This window comes from Mesorhizobium sp. M0768 (assembly GCF_040320195.1).
GTDB lineage: Bacteria > Pseudomonadota > Alphaproteobacteria > Rhizobiales > Rhizobiaceae > Mesorhizobium.
In genome coordinates, this window is sequence record NZ_JAMYPD010000007.1 from 104,144 (window position 1) to 122,538 (window position 18,395).

The window sequence follows — 18,395 nt, forward strand, 5'->3', positions numbered from 1 at the left end:
CGATGACGCCTGAACTGGTCATTTTCGACTGTGACGGCGTGCTGGTGGACAGTGAGATGCTGTCCGTCTCGGCATTGCTGGAGATGATCGCGCTTGCCGGTGGCAACGTCAGCGAGGACATTGCCTACGAGCACTTCCTCGGCAAGAGCATGAAGAGCGTCCGCGAAATCCTCGCAAGCGACTTCGGGCTCGATCTCACCGAGCAGCATCTGACCGAGATGCGCTCCGAACTGATGCGCAGATTCCGCGAGGAGCTGAAACCGATGCCAGGTATCGCACAGGTCCTGCCGAGGCTCGGCGTACCGTGCTGCGTCGCCTCCTCCGGCACCCTGGAACGCATCCGCTATGCGCTCGACGTCACCGGGTTGCTTGGGCTGCTGGAGCCGCATTTGTTCAGCGCCGCCATGGTGGCGCGGGGCAAACCGGCGCCCGATCTCTTTCTCCATGCAGCAGATAAAATGAGAGCAGCCCCGCGAAACTGCCTTGTCGTCGAGGACAGCCCGGCCGGCATAGAAGCGGCGCGGGCGGCCGGCATGTGCGTCCTTGCCTTCACCGGCGGCTCGCACACCGGCAACCCGGCATTGAAAGCGCGGCTTGCGTCGAGTGAGCCGGACTTTATATTCGCTGACATGCTGCAATTGCCCGATCTGATTGCAGGCCTGGGAGCGAGAGCAAGAACACCTTGACCAACAGTTTCGTTTGCGCGGTCGATGTCGGCACCGGAAGCGCTCGTGCCGGCATTCTCGACACCGGTGGCGCCTTGCTCGGCCGCGCCGAGCACCCGATCGCCATGCAACAGCCGAAGGCCGATCATGCCGAGCACGATTCGCAGGATATATGGTCGGCGGTGTGCATGGCAGTCCGCGCTGCCCGCGAAAAGGCGGGCGTGCGGGCCGAGGATATCGTCGGCATCTCCTTTGATGCCACCTGCTCGCTGGTGGTGCGAGACCGGCATGGCGGCCAGCTCAGCGTGTCCGTCACTGGTGAAAGGCGCTGGGACACCATTGTCTGGCTCGACCATCGCGCAATTGCCGAGGCCGACGAATGCACTGAAAGCGGCCACGCTGTGCTCGACTATATCGGCGGCGTCATGTCGCCGGAAATGGAGACGCCGAAGCTGATGTGGCTGAAGCGCAACCTGCCCGGAACATGGAACGAAGCCGGCTATCTATTCGACCTCACCGACTTCCTCACCTGGAAGGCAAGCGGCTCGCTCTCCCGTTCACAATGCACGCTGACCGCCAAATGGACCTATCTAGCCCATGAAGCGACCGGCTGGCGGCGCGACTTCTTCGAAGCCGTCGGGCTCGGCGATATCTTTGAGCACGGCAACCTGCCGGAAAAGGCAAGCCCGGTCGGTGCCGATATCGGCCCGCTCGGCGCGCAAGCCGCGACGGAGCTTGGCCTCACCGAAAAATGCCGGGTCGGCGCCGGCGTCATCGATGCCTATGCCGGCGCGCTTGGCGTGCTCGGCGGTTTCGCCGGTGACGCAACGAACATCGGTCGCCATCTCGCCCTGATTGCCGGTACGTCGAGCTGCGTCATGGCGATGTCGGCCGATCCGCAGCCTTTCGCCGGTGTCTGGGGCCCATATTATGGCGCAGCCCTTCCCGGCCTGTGGCTGTCGGAAGGTGGCCAGTCGGCCACCGGCGCGCTGCTCGACCACATCATCCGCTGGCATGGCGCCGGCGGCGAGCCGGATGCCGCCATGCATGCCAGGATTGCCCACCGCGTCGCCGAGCTGCGCGCCGTCGAGGGCGACAACCTCGCCGCAAGGCTGCACGTACTGCCCGATTTTCACGGCAACCGCTCGCCGCTCGCCGACCCGCATGCCGTCGGCGTCATCAGCGGGCTGACGCTGGATGCCTCCTTCGACAGTCTGTGCAAGCTCTACTGGCGCACCGCCGTCAGCGTCGCGCTTGGCGTCCGTCATGTGCTGGAAGCGCTGAACGAGAACGGCTATCTGATCGACACGCTGCACGTCACCGGCGGCCACACCAAGAACCCGCTGTTGATGGAGCTCTATGCCGATGCCACCGGCTGCACGGTGGTCGAGCCGCTGGCGGACGAGGCGGTGCTGCTCGGCAGCGGAATGATTGCCGCCACCGCGGCCAGGCTTTTTCCCGATTTGAACGCTGCCTGCGTCGCCATGCAACAGGGCGGCAGGACGCGAGAGCCCAATCCGGCTGCCGCCGGCCGGTTCGATCGCGACTACCGCGTGTTTCTCGAAATGCACAGGCAAAGGCAGGCGCTGGACGCGATCCGATAAATCGGGATCGGTTGCTATCTCTGGTTCCAGCGCCGGATGACCGGCTCGTCAAGGTCGTGCTCATAACCGAGCACGCTTATGCTGGCGGTATCCAGCACGAAAAACGCGCCGGCTTGCGGCGGCAGGCCGAGCCAGCGTGCGGCCAGCACTCTAAGGAAATGCGAGCTTGAGAAGACCAGGACATTGCTGCCGACCTCGCGCAACTGGCTGACGATCCGGTCCGCCCTCGAGCCGACATCCGTGGCGGACTCGCCGCTCGGGCAGCCGTCGCGAAAGAGACGCCAGCCGGGGCGCTCGGCGACAATTTGTTTGGTGATCAATCCCTCATAGGCGCCATAATCCCACTCCGCCAGATCGTCCTTCTTCACGCCTGACGAGCCGAAGCCGGCCAGGGCACAGGTGTTGAAGGCGCGCTGCGACGGGCTCGACCACACCGCCGAGAAGGACAGGCCCTTGAGCCGCTCAGCGATCCGCCTTGCCGCTTCCTCGCCGGCCGGCGTCAGCGGTATGTCGGTTCGGCCGGTATGTTTTCCGGACGCACTCCATTCCGTCTCGCCATGCCGAACCAGATAGATTTCGGGAAACGTGCTCATCAGGCTGCCTTTCAAATGGATCTGCCGCGACCATAGCGGCTTCCATAGCCTCTCCAACAGCCTGCATGGAGCTGACTGGCTTAACCCTTCCGCAAGTCAGCCTCTTGCCACCGGTGCCTATTTCATAGACAAACTCGCCGTAATGCGGAATCCGGCCGATCATGGCCGTTTCCGCGCTGAGACGCGGCTTCCGGCTCTTGCCGACGTGCCGCAATCGGATAGGCGGAAAACTAGAATGTCTGCGATCGAAGCCGACGCTCGCGCGCCGGAAAACCTTTGGCGTCGGGAAATCAGGGCGATGCTGGCGCTCGCCTGGCCGATGGTGCTGACCAATCTCGGCCAGACCGCGATGACCGCTACCGACGTCATGATGATGGGACGGCTGGGGGCGGACACGCTGGCCAGTGGTGCGCTTGGTGCCAACCTCTACTTCATGCCGCTCATCTTCGGGCTCGGCCTGATGCTGGCGACCTCGCCGATGATGGCGACGGAGCTCGGCCGCCGTCGGCACTCGGTGCGCGACCTGCGCCGCACCGTGCGCCAGGGTCTGTGGCTGGCGATCCTCATTTGCATTCCGATATGGGCCCTTCTCTGGCACGGCGAGAGCGTGTTGCTGGCCATGGGTCAGGAACCGGCGTTGGCGCACCAGGCCGGCATCTATCTGCGCTGGCTCGAATGGGCGGTGCTGCCCTTTTTCGGCTACATCGTCCTGCGCTCGTTCATTTCGGCGCTGGAGCGGCCGGGCTGGGCACTGATCATCGTTTTCGTTGCCGTCGCCTGCAATGCCTTCTTCAACTGGCTGTTCATGTTCGGCAATCTCGGCATCCCTTCGATGGGCATCGCCGGCTCCGGCCTTGCCACCACTCTGTCCAGCACGCTGATGTTCGCCGGCATGGCGATGGTGGTGATGCTTGAGAAGAAGTTCCGGCGCTATCGCCTGTTCGGACGCTTCTGGCGCGCCGACTGGCCGCGCTTCAAGGGCCTGCTGCGGCTCGGCCTGCCGATCGCGGGCCTGCTGGCGTTCGAGGTGACGATCTTCAACGCGGCGGCCTTTCTCATGGGCCTGATCGATGCGGCTTCGCTTGCCGCCCATGCGATCGCCATCCAGATCGCCTCGGTCACCTTTATGGTGCCGCTCGGCCTCAACCAGGCGGTGACGGTGCGCGTCGGACTTGCCCACGGCGCCGGCAATCCGGAAGGTGTCAGCCGGGCTGGCTGGACCGCCTATGTCGTCGGTGTCTCCTTCATGGCGCTGATGGGGCTGGTGATGATCCTGTGGCCGCATCTCTTGATCGGCGCCTTCATCGATCTGGGCAATCCGGCTAATGCCGAGGTGGTGGCGCTTGCCGTCTCGTTCCTCGCCTTTGCTGCGCTGTTCCAGGTTTTTGACGGTGCGCAGGCGGTCGCCAGCGGCATGCTGCGCGGCCTGCACGACACCAAGGTGCCGATGATCTATGCCGCAATCGGCTATTGGGGCATCGGGCTGCCGCTCGGCGTGCTGCTGGCCTTTCGTTTCGGCTTCAACGGCGTCGGCATCTGGATCGGCCTGTCGTCGGGACTGGCGGTGGTTGCGGCACTCCTGCTGGTGCGCTGGCTGCGGCGTGACAGGATCGCGCCGCCGCTGGTATTCGGGCGTTGAATTGCTGGTCGCCCGCTCAGCGGGCCGCCGCCCGCTGCTCGAGCGAACGTGCGTATTGCGTCAGCGGAAAGCACATGACGAAGAAGATCAGCGCTACCAGCCCATAGACTTTGAACGGTTCGAAGGTCGCATTGTTGATCGCGTTGGATGTCCTCACCAGCTCCTCGAAACCGATGATCGAGGTCAGCGCGGTCGACTTGATCAGCTGTACCAGGAAGCCGACGGTCGGTGCGCGGGTGATCGAAAACGCCTGCGGCAGGATGATCAGCCGGAGTTCATGCAGATAGTGCAGGCCGAGGCTGGCGCCGGCGTCCCACTGGCCGCGCGGCAGCGCATCGACGCCGCCGCGCCAGATCTCGGCGAGATAGGCGCTGGCGAAGAAGGTCAGGCCAAGCACCGCCGCGGTCCACGGCTCGATGCGCAGGCCCAGCATCGGCAAGCCGAAGAACATCAGGAAGAGCTGCATCAGCAGCGGCGTGCCCTGGAAAAGCGCGATGTAGCCGGAGGCAAACCGGCGCGCCCATTTATTCTTGGCGATCCGGAAGAACAGCACGATCATGCCGACCACGGCCCCGCCGACAAACGCGGCCAGCGACAAGAGCACCGTCCAGCGCGCCGCCAGCAGCAGGTTGCGCAGAATGTCCCAGAAGGTGAATTCGATCATGACACGCCGGCTCCGAGAAGCCGGCGGCCGCCGCCGACCAGCAGCCGGCGCAGCCCAATCGACAGGGCGAGGTAGACCATCGTCACCACGAAATAGGTCTCGAAAGCCCGGAACGTGCGCGCCTGCAGCATGTCGGCTTCATAGGTCAGCTCGCGAACGGCGATCTGCGATACCACGGCGGATTCCAGCATCATGATGACGATCTGGCTGGTCAGCGCCGGATAGATCACCTTGAGCGCCTGCGGCAGCACGATCTTGATGAAGACCTGGCGCGGCCTGAGCCCAAGCGCCAGTGCCGCTTCCGTCTGCCCGGGCGGCACCGCGTCGAGCCCGGCGCCAACGATCTCGATCGTGTAGGCGGCCATGTTGAGCGTCATCGCCAACATGGCTGCCAGCACCGGATCGAGCCTGACGCCGATGCTGGGCAGCCCGAAGAAGATGAAGAACAGCTGCACCAGGAACGGCGTGTTGCGGATCATCTCGACATAGACGCCGATCGCCCGCTTGAGCAGCAGCGGACCGTTCCGCCGCCCTGCCGCGCCGAGGATGCTGAGCAACGTTCCCGCCAGCGTGGTCACGGCGATCAGCAGGATCGTCGTGGCCGCGCCGCGCGCGATCGCCCCTGTTGCCCCGGCAAGCCAGCCGAAGTCGAGGCTATAGGTCACTGGCCGTCAATCCTTGAGATTGGCGGGATCGAGCGGTGTCTTCAGCCAGGCCCTCGAGCTTTCGTCCAGTTTGCCGTCGGCCAGCATCTTGGCGACCGCATCGTTGACCGCTTGCTTGAGGCGGTCTTCCTTCTTGTTGAGGCCGATATGCGAGGGCGAGGTGAGAAGCTGGAATTTCTGCTCCGGCTTCAGTTCCTCCTGCCGGGCGAGCACCTGGGCGCCGACATCGTTGCCGACCACCATCAGTTGGGTCTGGCCCGAGATGAACGCCTGGATGACGGAATTATAGTTGTCGAAACGGCGGATGTCGGCCGAGGCGGGTGCCGCCTCGGTCAGCGAGGTGTCCTCCAGCGTGCCGCGATTGACGGCGATCGACTTGTCGGCAAGGTCTTCCTTGCCTTTGACCGAGAGTGCTGCCGGGCCGATGACGGCGATGTAGTAGGGTGCGTAGGCGGCGGCGAAATCGATTACCTGCTCTCGCTCCTTGGAGTAGCCGACGCTCATCAGCAGGTCGACGCGCTTGTCGGTCAGGTACGGAATGCGGTTCTGGCCGGTCACGCTGACCAGATTGAGCTTGACCTTGAGCTGGTCGGCGATGGATTGCGCCACGTCGATGTCGTAGCCCTTGATGCTCATGTCGGCGCTGGCCGAGGAGAAGGGCGGGAAGTCGGAAAAGATGCCGACATTGATGGCGCCGGCCTTAGCGATGTCGTCGATCGCGTCGGCATTGACGGCCTGCGTGGTGAAAGCAAAACCGGTCGCGCCGAGCATCAGCACGGCGGCGATGGACGATTTGAGTTTCATGTGAAGTGTCATTGTCATTCCCCTGCTGGAAGCTTGTTTGTTTGAGTGCAACCGCCGGCTCCAGCGCGGCGGTCGCCTTTGGATTCTCTGGTGGACCATGATCTTCTCCGAAAACCGGTTCCCACTTTCGGGATCATGGTCGAGCGTGTCAGCCCGCCTTGCCGGTGATTGCCGGGCTGAAGACCATCAGGCTGAGGATCTCGAACAGCACCTGCGCGCCGGCGTGCGCCGTGTTGGTGGTCGCGTCGTACTGCGGTGCCACCTCGACCACGTCGCCGCCGACGATGTTGAGTCCCTTCAGGCCGCGCAGCAGCTCGAGCACTTCGCGCGTCGTCAGCCCGCCGACTTCCGGTGTGCCGGTGCCCGGCGCGAAGGCCGGATCGATGCTGTCAATGTCGAAGGAGACATAGGTCGGGCCGTCGCCGACTATCCTGCGCGCCTTCTCGATAATGGCGGGAATGCCGAGGCCGGTCACCTCTTCGGCATGCACGACGGTCATGCCGGACTCATAGGTGAACTCCCACAGATATTCGGCCGAGCCGCGAATGCCGATCTGGATGGTGCGGCTCGGGTCGAGCACGCCGTCCAGCACCGCGTTGCGGAACGGCCCGCCATGGTGGAACTTGGTCATGTCGAACAGGCCGCTGGTATCGCAATGAGCGTCGATATGGATCATGCCCACCGGCGCCTTCTTGCCGACAGCCTTCAGGATCGGGTGGCTGATCGAATGGTCGCCGCCGACAGACAAGGGCAGGACGCCGGCGTCGACGATCTGGTTGGTGCGGCGTTCGATGTCGTCATGGCTGGTCTCCAGCCGGTAGCGGCTCTGGAACGGCACGTCGCCGATGTCGGCGACCTTCAGCTCATGCGTCGGTGCGCATTCCAGCACATGATTGTAGGGGCCGATGCGCTCGATGGCGCGCAACGCCCTTGGCCCGAAACGGGCGCCCGGCCGGTTGGTGACGCCCAGATCCATCGGCACACCGATCATCGCCACCTGCAGATCGCCGAAATCCGGATTGTCGGCGGCGATTTCACGATAGGGCGCCGCGAGGAAGGTCGGGATGCCGGAATAGGGCGCCAGTCGCGTGCCGGTCTTGGAGAAGATCTTGTCGGCGACACGCTGGAATTTCGGGTCGAACATTTCGCCGCCGTGGCTCTCGCCGTATTTGCGGCGCAACGCTTCGAGCTTGCCGCGGTCGTAACCCATGTCGGTCCTCCATGGCTGGTGCGGCGCGCGGGCGGCGGCCTCGATAGCCGCAGCCGCCGGCTGCCTGCAGATTTCACGTCTTGATGCAATGCCTGGGCAAAGTGTCCCGTAGCTGCATTGAAAAATCAATTGATATTGTTAGGGTGTTATCTGTGAGAAAATCTCACAGAGCCTAGGGTCCAAATGGCCAAGCGTTTGCCACCGCTCAACCCGCTGCGCGCCTTTGAGGCGACGGCGCGCCACGCCTCGCTGAGCAAGGCGGCGGCTGAGCTCAACGTCACCCACGGCGCCATCAGCCATCAGATCAAGGCGCTCGAGCAATCGTTGGGTGTCAAGCTGTTCGAGCGTGCCGGTCAGCGGGTGAAGCTGACGCCGCACGGCGCCGAGTTGCTGCCGGCGGTGTCGACCGCCTTCGACGGCATTGCCGCCGCCACGCAGCGCATGACGAGACCGGCCAGCACCGGCGTTCTCTCTGTATCCTGCGTGCCGGCGCTACTGTTGCTGTGGATGATCCCGCGGCTGGGCAGCTTCACCTCGCAATATCCGGATATCAGGCTGACGCTGATCCCATCCAATGATGCCAAGGACGTCCGCGCACCGCACATCGATGTCTGCGTGCACTATGGTGACGGCAGCTGGACCGACTGCTGGATGCGCAAATGGTCGGGCCTCGAACTGTTCCCGGTGGTCAGCCCGACGCTGATCAACAACCGCCCGATCCGCACCGTCCGCGACCTCGCCGATCACGTCTTCCTGCATGGCGACGACGGCCGCGAATGGCATACCTGGCTGGCCGCCGCCGACGCGCTGGACCTCGAGCGCGGCCGTCGCCATCATCTCGGCGATGCGCGGATGGCGACCGAGGCCGCGGTTCACGGCCATGGCGTGGCGCTCGGCGATACGGTGACGGCAAGCGGACTGCTCGCCAGGGGCCTGCTTGTCGCCCCGTTCAGTCTTTCCGTGCCGGCCGTCGACGATTTCTACGTCGTCTGCCGCAACGAGATGCGGTCGGCGCCGATCGTGCAATTGTTCATCGACTGGCTGTTTGCCGAGAAAGAACAGGCCGACCGCCGCGCTGACGCACCGGTGGCAGGCCGCATCGGCATTCGCCGCAAGCGTCCGGCGCTCAAGGTGGTCGGCGCCAAGACCGCATCCTGAGGCCGAAACTGCCGTAGGCGCCGCTTGCAGCAGGGGCTTCTTTTTGTCGGGCCAGTCCGCAAAGCGGGAGGCGCGTTCAAAAATTCGATGCTAAGAGGCATTTGGAGCAATTTCAGGAAAAGTGCGCAGCGGTTTTCCGTCCGGAATTGCGCTAGACAAAAGCTAGAGCGAGCAACGAAGGCGCATTAAGCGATGGCAAAGACCGATATAGCGCGGCGCGTCTACAATCACACCTGGAAGCTCGACCCGATCGTCCGCAGCTTGCTCGACACCGATTTCTACAAGCTTCTGATGCTGCAGATGATCTGGGGCATGTATCCCAAGGTCGACGCCACCTTCTCGCTGATCAACCGCACCACCTCGGTCCGCCTTGCCGAGGAGATCGATGAGACGGAGCTGCGCGAGCAGCTCGACCATGCCCGCACCTTGCGCTTCTCTAAGAAAGAGATGATCTGGCTCGGCGGCAACACCTTCTATGGCCGCAAGCAGATATTCGAACCGGAATTCCTCGCCTGGCTGGAAAATTTCCGGCTGCCCGAATACGAGCTTTCCAAGCGCGACGGCCAATACGAACTCGCCTTCAGCGGTCCGTGGATGTACACGACGCTGTGGGAGATCCCCGCGCTGGCAATTATCAATGAACTTCGATCTCGCGCGGCCATGCGGGCGTTCGGGCCGTTCGCGCTCGACGTGCTCTATGCCCGCGCCAAGGCCAAGATGTGGGCCAAGACCGAGCGGCTGAAGGCGCTGCCCGGCATCCGCATCTCGGATTTCGGCACCCGCCGCCGTCATTCTTTCCTGTGGCAGCGCTGGTGCGTCGAAGCGTTGAAGGAGGGCATCGGCGAGGCCTTCACTGGCACCTCCAACGTGCTGCTCGCCATGGACAACGATCTCGAGGCGCTCGGCACCAACGCGCATGAGCTGCCGATGGTGTTCGCCGCGCTCACCAATTCGGAAAAGGAATTGAAACGGTCGCCCTACAACGTGCTGCAGGACTGGCAGCGCTACTACGGCGGCAACCTGCTGATCGTACTGCCGGACACCTTCGGCACCGCGGCGTTCCTGCGCGATGCACCGGACTGGGTCGCCGACTGGACCGGCTTCCGCCCCGACAGCGCGCCGCCGATCGAAGGCGGCGAGAAAATCATTTCCTGGTGGCGCGAAAAGGGCAAGGACCCCAAGCAGAAGCTGCTCATCTTCTCGGATGGGCTGGAGGTCGAGACCATCGAGGAAACCTATCGCCATTTCCGCGGCAAGGTGCGCATGTCCTTCGGCTGGGGCACCAACCTGACCAACGATTTCGAGGGCTGCGCGCCGACCGAGACCAACCGGCTAGACGCCATCTCGCTGGTCTGCAAGGTCACCGAAGCCAACGGCAGGCCGGCGGTCAAGCTTTCCGACAATCCGGCCAAGTCGACAGGCGACGAGAAAGAGATCGAGCGCTATTTGCGCATCTTCGGCCAGAAGGACCGCGTGGAGCAGTTGGTGAAGGTGTGAAGTAGGGGAACTCTTGCGTAGTATGAGTTCCTTCGCGCCCCCCTCTGTCCTGCCGGACATCTTCCCCGCGAGGGGGGAGATTGCGCCCTCATTGCTGCTTTCGCCAATTGCTGAAGTTGCGGAAGGAGAGCCGACGGCGGAACCGCCGATCTCCCCGCTTGAGATGTCCGGCAGGACAGAGGGGGGCGCTGTAGAGCGCTGCATTTCGGCAATCAGGCCCTTTCCCGGCCTCGTCGCTTCCTTGGCATTCCCATCCACGCCCGCCTTCGCCCACGCCTCCGACCGCGGCCATGTCCTGCTGCTTCCCACCGGCTACTACGTCGTCGGTGGCGCGCTCGCGGTTGCCGCCAGCTTCCTTGTCCTGGCTCTACTGCCGCCGGACTCCCTCGACCGCTTCTGGCGCAAACGCCTGCCGCTTTTTACCTTCGGCGACGGCGCGCGGACTGCCGTCAGCCTGGTATCCTTTGTCGGCTTTGCAATTCTGATTGCCGCCGGCCTGTTCGGCAGCCGCGATCCGCTTTCCAATCCGCTGCCGCTGACCGTGTGGACGCTGCTCTGGGTTGGCCTGGCTCTGTTGCAGGGGCTCGCCGGCGATCTCTGGTCGTGGCTCAACCCCTGGTACGGGCCATGCCGCGTCGCCTCGCGCCTGTCCGGCAGAACGCAGCCGAATCTGCTCCCCCAACGGCTCGGCTATTGGCCGGCTTTCCTGCTGTTCTTCGCCTTCGCCTGGTTCGAGCTGATCGACCCTGCGCCAGACGATCCGGCGCGGCTGGCCTGGGCCGCCGGCGCCTATTGGCTGCTGACCTTTGCCGCTATGCAGGTCGTCGGATACCGCGACTGGAGCCTGCGCGGTGAGTTCCTGACGGTGTTCTTTTCCATGGTAGCGCACTTCGCCATCATCGAGCGCAACGAAGACGGCCGGCTCAAACTCTGCTGGCCGGGTGCCAAGCTGCTCGGTGGCGCGCCGCTACCGCTCAGCGGCGTCGCTTTCCTGCTGCTTGCGCTGTCGTCTGTGTCCTTCGACGGCCTGTCGAAAACCTTCTTCTGGCTAGGCTGGTTCGGCATCAATCCGCTGGAGTTTCCTGGACGCACCGCTTTGATCGGCATCGGCAGTTTCGGTCTTGTGCTGAGCTTTGCCGTGCTTGCGGCCGTGTTCGCGCTAGCCGTCTTTCTTGGCCAGCACCTTGCCGGCAGCAACCATTCGCTCGGTCACGCCGCCGGGCTTTTGGCCTGGTCGATCGTACCGATCGCGCTCGCCTACCACTTCGCGCATTATCTGACGGCGCTGCTGGTCGACGGCCAATATGCAATTGCCGCTCTCTCCGACCCGTTTGCGTTTGGCTGGAACCTGTTCGGTACCGCAGACATGTCAATTGAAGCCGGCGTTGTCGCCGGCGCCGGCTCGGCGTGGTGGCTGTGGAACCTCCAGGCCGGCGTCATCATTGGCGGCCACATGCTTGCTGTGCTTGTCGCCCATGGCTTGGCCTGGCGGCTGCACGCCATTCCGGCTCGCGCCGCGCTCAGCCAGTTCCCGCTCACCGTGCTGATGATCGCCTACACCGTCCTCGGCCTATGGCTGCTTGCGACGCCGAGCGCCGGATGAACGAGGTGTGCGATGGCCGTCAATCGAACCTTGGGGAAAGCTCGCTTGCCACGTCAGAGCTTTGGTGATTTAGTTTGTACACATGCAATTTTCGCCCCTCTTAACAAGAGTGGCCTGCCTGCTACAGCCATTGGTCAAAGCTCAAAAACAAGGGGAACTGCCGTGACTGACAAGAATGGGTTTTTCGATCTCTCCAGATCCGCTCTCACCCGCCGCACGGCGCTGAAGGGCCTTGCCGCCGGCGCCGGTCTTGCCGTCGCGCCGGGTTTCGTGCGTTACAGCCAGGCGCAGAGCTCGGCGCCGATCAAGATCGGCTTCCAGTCGCACCGCACCGGCATCGGCGCCGCCTATGGCCGCTGGTACGAGAAGACCACAGCGGCTGCCGTCAAGGCGATCAACGATGCCGGCGGCATCAACGGCCGACCCGTCGAGGTGATCATCGAGGATGACGGCACCGATCCCGGCCGGGGCGCCGAAGTCGTCGGCAAGTTCGCCTCTCAGCACAAGACCGATATCGTCTACGGCACGCTGTTTTCGCATGTCGTCATCGGCTCGGCGCCGGCCGCCGGCGAGGCCAAGATGCCCTATTTCGTTGTCAGCGAAGGCCACCACGTCGCCTCGACCAAATTGAACCGCTACGTCTTCCAGCCCGGCATCACCGATGTGAAGAGCCAGATCCAGTCGATGGCGCCGTGGATTGCCGCCAATGCCGGCAAGAAGGTGACGCAGATATTCCCCGATTTCGCCTTCGGCTACGACCATCGCGACTACTTGCCGCCGGCGCTGAAGGCGCAAGGCGCCGAGGTTATCGCCCAGATCGCGATACCGCCGACGGAATCCTCTTTCACCAAATATCTTCCGCAGATCCCCGCGGAGACCGAGGTGATCTACCACGTCATGGTCGGCCCGGCGGTGCTCACCTTCGTCAAGGAGCTCGGCGAGTTCTACGGCTCCAATCGGCCGCAATTGTTCGGCTTCATCGATTCGCTCGAAGCTACCGACATCAACAGCCCCGGCCTCGAATTCCTCGACGGCAGCCATTTCTGGGAAGGCTCGCCGCGCTACGCGCAGCCCGACGATTCCCCTGCACAGAAGGCCTACCGCGCCGCCGTCGGCATCGACGACAATGGTGCCGCCGTCGGCGATCCCAAGGACGTCTCCACCGCCGCGCACATGTTCGGCTGCTGGGAAACGCTCTACGTCGTCAAGAAGGCGATGGAGGATGCCGGCTATAAGGGCCCGGAAGACCGCGCCAAGCTGGTCGAGGCGACCGAGGCGTTGACCGAGTTCGCCGAGGGGCCGGAGCACCCGCAGGGGCCGAAAACCTTCAACGGCAAGATCCACCAGTGCTTTGGCATCCAGAACATCTCCAAGGTTGAAGGCGGCCGGCTGAATGTCGTCCACAAGACCAAGATCGAGGACGGCCTCTACGAGCCTGAGGGGGATTACACGACGCAGACGCTGTGAGCTTGGCTGCTGCAGCAAGCGTGAGCGCCAAGATACCCCCCTCTGGCCAGAGGGGGGTGCTTCGCGCATCCGCCGGTGCTTAGGCGATGCACTTCGGACCTCACCTGCTCCTCGCCGCCCTCGAAGGCCTCGTCACCTCTGCAGTGCTGGCGCTGACGGCGCTTGGGCTGTCGCTGGTGTTCGGCGTCATGCGCGTCGTCAATGTCGCGCATGGCGAGTTCTTCATGCTGGGCGCGGTGCTTGCCTGGGCGATCTCAACGGCGATATCCGGCCATCCGGCGCTCGGCTTCCTGGCCGCCCTGGTGCTGGCGCCGCTGATCGTCGGCCTGATCGCGCTGCTCGCCGAACGGCTGGTGCTGCGCCGGCTCAACTACAATCCGGAAGCCACCATCGTCGCCACCATCGGCATGCTCTACATCATCCAGCAATTGGCGCTGACCTTCTACGGCCCGGAGGCGCGGCCGGTGGAGCCGCCGTTCAGCTACCGCATCCTCCTGCCGTGGTTCGGCTATTCCGGCTACAAGCTGTCGATCATCGCCGCGTCGGCGCTGTTGCTGGTCGCGACCTGGCTGGTGCTGACGCGCACGAAAATCGGCCTCGTCATGCGCGCCACGCAATATGACAGCGAGACGGCGCAGGCCTTCGGCATCCCGGTGACCAGAGTCTATGCCGGTGTTTTCGCGCTCGGCGCCATGCTGGCTGCTGTCGCCGCGGTGCTGATCGTGCCGATCAGCCAGGCCCACTATCTGATGGGACAGGACCCGCTGTTGCTGTCGTTCATCGTCGTCATCATCGGCGGCCTCGGCTCGCTGCGCGGCACGGTCGTCGCCGCGGTGCTGATCGGCCTTTCCGACGGCATCATCTCGGTGTTCTTCTCACCGACGCTGGCCAAGATCATCGCCACCTTGCTCGTCGCCATGGTGCTGGTGTTCCGGCCGCAGGGCCTGTTCGGGACGACATCGCGATGAAGGATGCTTCGCCGGCAAAGCCATATGCGCTGCACCTCGGCGTCATCGCCCTGCTTTTCGGGCTTAGCTTCGTCCTGCCGGAATACCATCACGGCCTGCTCGCCCGCATCATGGTGCTGGCGGTCTTCGCCATGGGCTACAATCTGCTGTTCGGCTATGTCGGGCTGCTCAGCCTCGGCCATGCCATGTTCTTTTCAGCCGGGCTCTATGGCGCCGGCCTTGCCGTCATCCATCTCGGCTGGAGCGTGCCGGCCGCCTTCGCAGCCGGGCTTGCCTACGGCGCGCTTCTCGCGCTGGTGATCGGGCTGCTGGCGCTGCGCACCTCCGGCGTCGCCTTCATGATCGTCACCATGATGTTCGCTCAGGTATTCTATCTCGTCATTCTTTATTTCGCTGCCTGGACCGGTGGCGACCAGGGCATGGTCGTGCCGCAGCCGATGCGTGTCCTTGTCCTGGGCAGCACGTCGCTCGACCTCACCAACCCGACCGTGCGCTATATGACCGCGCTGGCACTGTTCTCGATCGTGCTGCTCATAAGCCTGGCGATAGTCCGCTCCGGCTACGGTCGCGTGCTGGTCGCCATCCGCGAGAACGAGGAGCGGACCAAGATGCTCGGCTACGACACGTTCTCCAGCAAGCTTGCCGCCGTCGTCATCTCCGGCAGCATCTGCGCGGCCTCCGGCGCGGCCTATGCGCTGCTGTTCGGCTATGTCGGCTCGAGCTTCGCTTCGGTGCAATATTCCATCCTGCCGCTGCTCTGGGTGCTGCTGGGCGGCGCCGCCACCACGCTCGGTCCGCTGATCGGCACGCTGTTCATGTATTATGTCATCGACGTCGCCAGCGGCTACACCTCGGCCTATCTGCTGATCGTCGGCATAGCGCTCATCCTGCTGGTGCTGTTCTTCCCGAGAGGCATTCTCGGCAGCATCCGCCAGCGCTGGCTCGGGTGGTTGCCATGATGCCGCTGCTCACCACCAAAGGCCTGTCGCGCAGTTTCGGCGGCTTGCGTGCCGTCGACGGCGTCGACTTCGCGCTGATACCGGGCGAGATTCGCGCCATCATCGGCCCCAACGGTGCCGGCAAGACCACCTTCGTCAGCCTGGTCAGCGGCCGCATCCAGCCCTCGTCGGGCATGATCGTCTTCGACGGCGCGGACATCACCAGCCTGCCTGCCTACGCCCGGGTTCGCCTCGGCATCGCCTATACGTTCCAGATCACCAGCGTCTTTGCCAATCTCAGCGCCTACGACAATGTTGCCCTGCCGGTGCAGCGCACGCTGACCGACGGCCGCTCGAAGGGCGCGGTTCACACCGGCGTCATGGCGGCGCTCGAGCGCACCGGCCTTGCCGACCGGGCGCAAATGCCTGCCGGGCAATTGTCCTACGGTCACCAGCGGTTGCTGGAAGTGGCAATGGGACTGGCACTGAAGCCGCGGCTGCTGATCCTCGACGAACCGACGCAAGGGCTTGCCGACAGCGAGATCGACAATTTCATCGAGCTGGTGCGCGCGATCGCCGATAGCGCCACCGTGCTTTTGATCGAGCACAACATGCCGGTGGTCATGCGGCTCGCCGACCGCATCACCGTCTTCAACGCCGGCAGGATTTTGGCTGAAGGCACGCCCGAGCAGATCCGCGCCAATGCCGCGGTGCAGGACGCCTATCTGGGGACGACCCATGGCTGAGGCCCAGTCCAAGGCACTGACGATCTCCGGGGTCGACTGCTTCTATGGCGAGGTCCAGGTGCTCTATGGCCTCGATCTTGTCTTGAACGAGGGCGAAGTGCTCTGCCTGTTCGGCCGCAACGGCGCCGGCAAGACGACGACGCTGAAGGCAATCATGGGTCTGGTGCCGGTAAGCTCCGGGTCGATTCGGCTCGAAGGGCGGGAATTGAGCGGCTTGCCGGCGCACGAGGTGCCCAAGGCCGGCGTCGCCTACGTGCCGCAGGGCCGGCGGCTGTTCGCCGAGATGACGGTGGCGGAAAACATCGAGATCGGCCTGATGGCCCGCAACAAGGGCAAGGCGACGCGCGAGAACGTGCTCGATCTCTTCCCGCTGTTGCGCCAGCGCCTCAGGCAGCGTTCGGGCACGCTGTCCGGCGGCGAGCAGCAGATGCTGGCCATGGCCCGCGCCCTGTGTCTGGAACCGCAGGTGCTCCTGCTCGACGAACCGACCGAAGGGCTGATGCCGTCGATGATCGCCAAGATCCGCGAAACCGTGTCGAAGCTGCGTGCGCTTGGCGTGTCGACAATTCTTGTCGAGCAGCGCGTCGATGCCGTGCTGTCGGTCGCAGACCGCGTTTGTTTCATCGAAAACGGCCGCAACCGCGAGACGGTCGATGTCGAGGAACTGCGTTCCGATCCCTCCGCGGTCCGTCGCTATGTCGGCGTAGGATGATCAGGCAAAGAACAGCAAGCCGGCAAGCAGGAATGTCGGGATCAGCACCGCGCCCGACCATGCCATATAGCCAAAGAAGCTCGGCATCTTGATGCCGCGATGCCTGGCAATGGCATAGACCATGAAATTCGGCGCATTGCCGACATAGGTGTTGGCGCCCATGAACACCGCGCCTGCCGAGATCGCCGCCAGCGTCGAGGCGAGCTCGGTCATCAGATGCTGCGCATCGCCGCCAGCCAGCTCGAAGAACACCAGATAGGTCGGCGCATTGTCGAGGAAGGACGACAGCGCTCCGGTCAGCCAGAAATAGGCAAGGTTGTCCGGCGCGCCGGTCGGCGAACTGACCAGCAGTACCAACGGCGCCAGCGCGCCATCGAGCCCGGCCCGCAATATGGCGACGACCGGCACGATGCAGATGAAGATGCTGGCGAACAGCTTCGCCACCTCGGCAATAGGCCCCCAGTTGAAGGCGTTTGCGCCGCGAAACTCCTTCGGCGAGACGACAAGCGAAGTGAAGGCCAGTATCAGGATGGCGGCGTCCCGCACCAGATTCTGCAGCTCGAGGCTGACACCCTGAAATGAGAAACTCACTGCCGGCTTCCAGGCAGCGGAAATCAGGATCGCGGCGATTACGCCGGCCAGCAGCGGGATGTTGGCCAGGCCGCGAATGCGCACCTTGCTGTCGGGCGTCGGATCCTTGATCTTCGGCGCGCCTTCCTCCCGGCGATGCATGATGATGTCGATCGCCAGGAAAACAGCCAGCACCACGCCGGCGACGAACAGCGTCTCGGGCAGCAGGTGAACTGTCGTCCAGAAGAAATCGACGCCGCGCAGAAAGCCGACGAACAGCGGCGGATCGCCCAGCGGCGTTAGCGACCCGCCGATGTTGGACACCAGGAAGATGAAAAAGATGACGACATGGGCGTTGAAGCGCCGGTTGTCGTTGGCGCGGATGAGCGGCCGGATCAGGATCATCGAGGCGCCGGTTGTGCCAATGATCGAGGCAAGCAGCGCCCCTCCCAGCAACAGCCCGGCATTGACCAGCGGCGTGCCGTGTATGTTGCCGGCAACGAAGATACCGCCCGAAATGGTGAACAGCGCAAACAGCAGGATGATGAACGACATGTATTCGGTGAGCAGCGCATGCAGCACCGCCTGCGTGGCGGACGGGATGCCGAAGGCGATGGCCAGCGGCCCGATCACCAACGCTGCCCAGAAGGCAGCGATCTTGCCGTAATGGTGCTCCCAGGCATGATGGAACAGCAGCGGGCCGGTCGCGATGCAAAGCAATAGCCCGGCAAACGGCAGCACCCACCAAAGCGACATGGCGGCGCCAGGCAATTCGTGCGCTTCGGCCGCGAGAACCGCTCTTGGAGAAGAGATTGCTGCAATAAGTGCAGCACTTGCCGTCAACGCCGCAAACCGCATGAAGCCCTCAAAAGTCTGTCAGGTTCGGCTGGAT

At 63.9% G+C, this 18,395-nt stretch carries 17 protein-coding genes; 11 read left to right on the forward strand and 6 right to left on the reverse strand.

Annotation, left to right across the window (positions count from 1 at the left end; genetic code table 11):
• Nucleotides 1-2 precede the first annotated feature (2 nt).
• Together NKI08_RS12005 and NKI08_RS12010 are read left to right on the forward strand one after the other, a co-directional pair.
• The gene (locus NKI08_RS12005) at nt 3-686 is read left to right on the forward strand and encodes an HAD family hydrolase (RefSeq protein ID WP_352769425.1); all 684 of its coding nucleotides are present in this window, start codon (nt 3-5) and stop codon (nt 684-686) included.
• Nucleotides 683-2,269, forward strand: a complete 1,587-nt coding sequence (locus tag NKI08_RS12010; RefSeq protein WP_352769428.1) for an FGGY-family carbohydrate kinase — start codon at nt 683-685, stop codon at nt 2,267-2,269. The genes NKI08_RS12005 and NKI08_RS12010 overlap by 4 nt, the downstream gene beginning before the upstream one ends.
• A 14-nt stretch (nt 2,270-2,283) precedes the next feature.
• Here the strand turns inward: NKI08_RS12010 and NKI08_RS12015 are convergent, their stop codons facing one another.
• Nucleotides 2,284-2,865, reverse strand: coding sequence for a histidine phosphatase family protein (locus NKI08_RS12015; protein ID WP_352769669.1), 582 nt, complete (start codon nt 2,863-2,865; stop codon nt 2,284-2,286).
• Nucleotides 2,866-3,097: 232 nt separating this feature from the next.
• Between NKI08_RS12015 and NKI08_RS12020 the strand changes: the two genes are divergently transcribed.
• The gene (locus NKI08_RS12020) at nt 3,098-4,501 is read left to right on the forward strand and encodes an MATE family efflux transporter (protein WP_352769431.1); all 1,404 of its coding nucleotides are present in this window, start codon (nt 3,098-3,100) and stop codon (nt 4,499-4,501) included.
• Nucleotides 4,502-4,517: 16 nt separating this feature from the next.
• Here NKI08_RS12020 and NKI08_RS12025 read toward each other — a convergent pair whose 3' ends face one another.
• The 4 genes from NKI08_RS12025 to speB form a co-directional block, all read right to left on the reverse strand.
• Nucleotides 4,518-5,165, reverse strand: coding sequence for an amino acid ABC transporter permease (locus NKI08_RS12025; protein WP_352539924.1), 648 nt, complete (start codon nt 5,163-5,165; stop codon nt 4,518-4,520).
• Nucleotides 5,162-5,830 carry an amino acid ABC transporter permease gene (locus NKI08_RS12030; RefSeq protein ID WP_352539925.1) on the reverse strand — a complete coding sequence of 223 codons (669 nt, stop codon included), beginning with the start codon at nt 5,828-5,830 and terminating at the stop codon, nt 5,162-5,164. Before NKI08_RS12030 ends, NKI08_RS12025 begins: the two co-directional genes overlap by 4 nt.
• A gap of 6 nt (nt 5,831-5,836) precedes the next feature.
• Entirely contained in the window at nt 5,837-6,646 is an 810-nt protein-coding gene (locus NKI08_RS12035) for a transporter substrate-binding domain-containing protein (RefSeq protein WP_352769435.1), read from the reverse strand.
• Nucleotides 6,647-6,782: 136 nt separating this feature from the next.
• Nucleotides 6,783-7,844: an agmatinase gene (gene speB / locus NKI08_RS12040; protein ID WP_352449470.1), complete on the reverse strand. Its 1,062-nt coding sequence runs from the start codon at nt 7,842-7,844 to the stop codon at nt 6,783-6,785.
• Between the two features lie 183 nt (nt 7,845-8,027).
• Between speB and gcvA the strand changes: the two genes are divergently transcribed.
• The 8 genes from gcvA to NKI08_RS12080 all read left to right on the forward strand — a co-directional run bounded on the left by gcvA (nt 8,028) and on the right by NKI08_RS12080 (nt 16,933).
• Complete coding sequence (gene gcvA, locus NKI08_RS12045; RefSeq protein WP_023676980.1) at nt 8,028-9,002, forward strand: transcriptional regulator GcvA; 975 nt, start codon at nt 8,028-8,030, stop codon at nt 9,000-9,002.
• Between the two features lie 192 nt (nt 9,003-9,194).
• Complete coding sequence (gene pncB, locus NKI08_RS12050) at nt 9,195-10,499, forward strand: nicotinate phosphoribosyltransferase (RefSeq protein ID WP_352472380.1); 1,305 nt, start codon at nt 9,195-9,197, stop codon at nt 10,497-10,499.
• Between the two features lie 163 nt (nt 10,500-10,662).
• The gene (locus NKI08_RS12055; protein WP_352769572.1) at nt 10,663-12,102 is read left to right on the forward strand and encodes a hypothetical protein; all 1,440 of its coding nucleotides are present in this window, start codon (nt 10,663-10,665) and stop codon (nt 12,100-12,102) included.
• Between the two features lie 162 nt (nt 12,103-12,264).
• Nucleotides 12,265-13,569 (forward strand): ABC transporter substrate-binding protein, encoded by a 1,305-nt coding sequence (locus NKI08_RS12060; protein WP_352682317.1) that lies wholly within the window; start codon nt 12,265-12,267, stop codon nt 13,567-13,569.
• A gap of 86 nt (nt 13,570-13,655) precedes the next feature.
• A complete protein-coding gene (locus tag NKI08_RS12065) occupies nt 13,656-14,537 on the forward strand; it encodes a branched-chain amino acid ABC transporter permease (RefSeq protein WP_352455934.1) in 882 nt (293 codons plus the stop codon).
• On the forward strand, nt 14,534-15,496 hold the full coding sequence (locus NKI08_RS12070) for a branched-chain amino acid ABC transporter permease (protein WP_352769440.1): 963 nt from the start codon (nt 14,534-14,536) through the stop codon (nt 15,494-15,496). Before NKI08_RS12065 ends, NKI08_RS12070 begins: the two co-directional genes overlap by 4 nt.
• A complete protein-coding gene (locus NKI08_RS12075) occupies nt 15,493-16,221 on the forward strand; it encodes an ABC transporter ATP-binding protein (protein ID WP_352769443.1) in 729 nt (242 codons plus the stop codon). Before NKI08_RS12070 ends, NKI08_RS12075 begins: the two co-directional genes overlap by 4 nt.
• Nucleotides 16,214-16,933: an ABC transporter ATP-binding protein gene (locus tag NKI08_RS12080; RefSeq protein WP_352472376.1), complete on the forward strand. Its 720-nt coding sequence runs from the start codon at nt 16,214-16,216 to the stop codon at nt 16,931-16,933. Before NKI08_RS12075 ends, NKI08_RS12080 begins: the two co-directional genes overlap by 8 nt.
• On the opposite strand, the gene NKI08_RS12085 is transcribed toward NKI08_RS12080, so the two are convergent.
• Nucleotides 16,934-18,259 carry a sodium:proton antiporter gene (locus tag NKI08_RS12085; RefSeq protein WP_502899594.1) on the reverse strand — a complete coding sequence of 442 codons (1,326 nt, stop codon included), beginning with the start codon at nt 18,257-18,259 and terminating at the stop codon, nt 16,934-16,936.
• Nucleotides 18,260-18,395 lie beyond the last annotated feature (136 nt).

Bases quoted from the DNA above. Each gene is read 5' to 3' on its own strand.
- NKI08_RS12005 (WP_352769425.1), top strand. From the start codon at position 3: ATGACGCCTGAACTGGTCATTTTCGACTGTGACGGCGTGCTGGTGGAC.
- NKI08_RS12020 (WP_352769431.1), top strand. From the start codon at position 3,098: ATGTCTGCGATCGAAGCCGACGCTCGCGCGCCGGAAAACCTTTGGCGT.
- NKI08_RS12025 (WP_352539924.1), bottom strand. From the start codon at position 5,165: ATGATCGAATTCACCTTCTGGGACATTCTGCGCAACCTGCTGCTGGCG.
- NKI08_RS12035 (WP_352769435.1), bottom strand. From the start codon at position 6,646: ATGACACTTCACATGAAACTCAAATCGTCCATCGCCGCCGTGCTGATG.
- speB (WP_352449470.1), bottom strand. From the start codon at position 7,844: ATGGGTTACGACCGCGGCAAGCTCGAAGCGTTGCGCCGCAAATACGGC.
- gcvA (WP_023676980.1), top strand. From the start codon at position 8,028: ATGGCCAAGCGTTTGCCACCGCTCAACCCGCTGCGCGCCTTTGAGGCG.
- pncB (WP_352472380.1), top strand. From the start codon at position 9,195: ATGGCAAAGACCGATATAGCGCGGCGCGTCTACAATCACACCTGGAAG.
- NKI08_RS12055 (WP_352769572.1), top strand. From the start codon at position 10,663: ATGTCCGGCAGGACAGAGGGGGGCGCTGTAGAGCGCTGCATTTCGGCA.
- NKI08_RS12065 (WP_352455934.1), top strand. From the start codon at position 13,656: ATGCACTTCGGACCTCACCTGCTCCTCGCCGCCCTCGAAGGCCTCGTC.
- NKI08_RS12070 (WP_352769440.1), top strand. From the start codon at position 14,534: ATGAAGGATGCTTCGCCGGCAAAGCCATATGCGCTGCACCTCGGCGTC.
- NKI08_RS12075 (WP_352769443.1), top strand. From the start codon at position 15,493: ATGATGCCGCTGCTCACCACCAAAGGCCTGTCGCGCAGTTTCGGCGGC.
- NKI08_RS12080 (WP_352472376.1), top strand. From the start codon at position 16,214: ATGGCTGAGGCCCAGTCCAAGGCACTGACGATCTCCGGGGTCGACTGC.
- NKI08_RS12085 (WP_502899594.1), bottom strand. From the start codon at position 18,259: ATGTCGCTTTGGTGGGTGCTGCCGTTTGCCGGGCTATTGCTTTGCATC.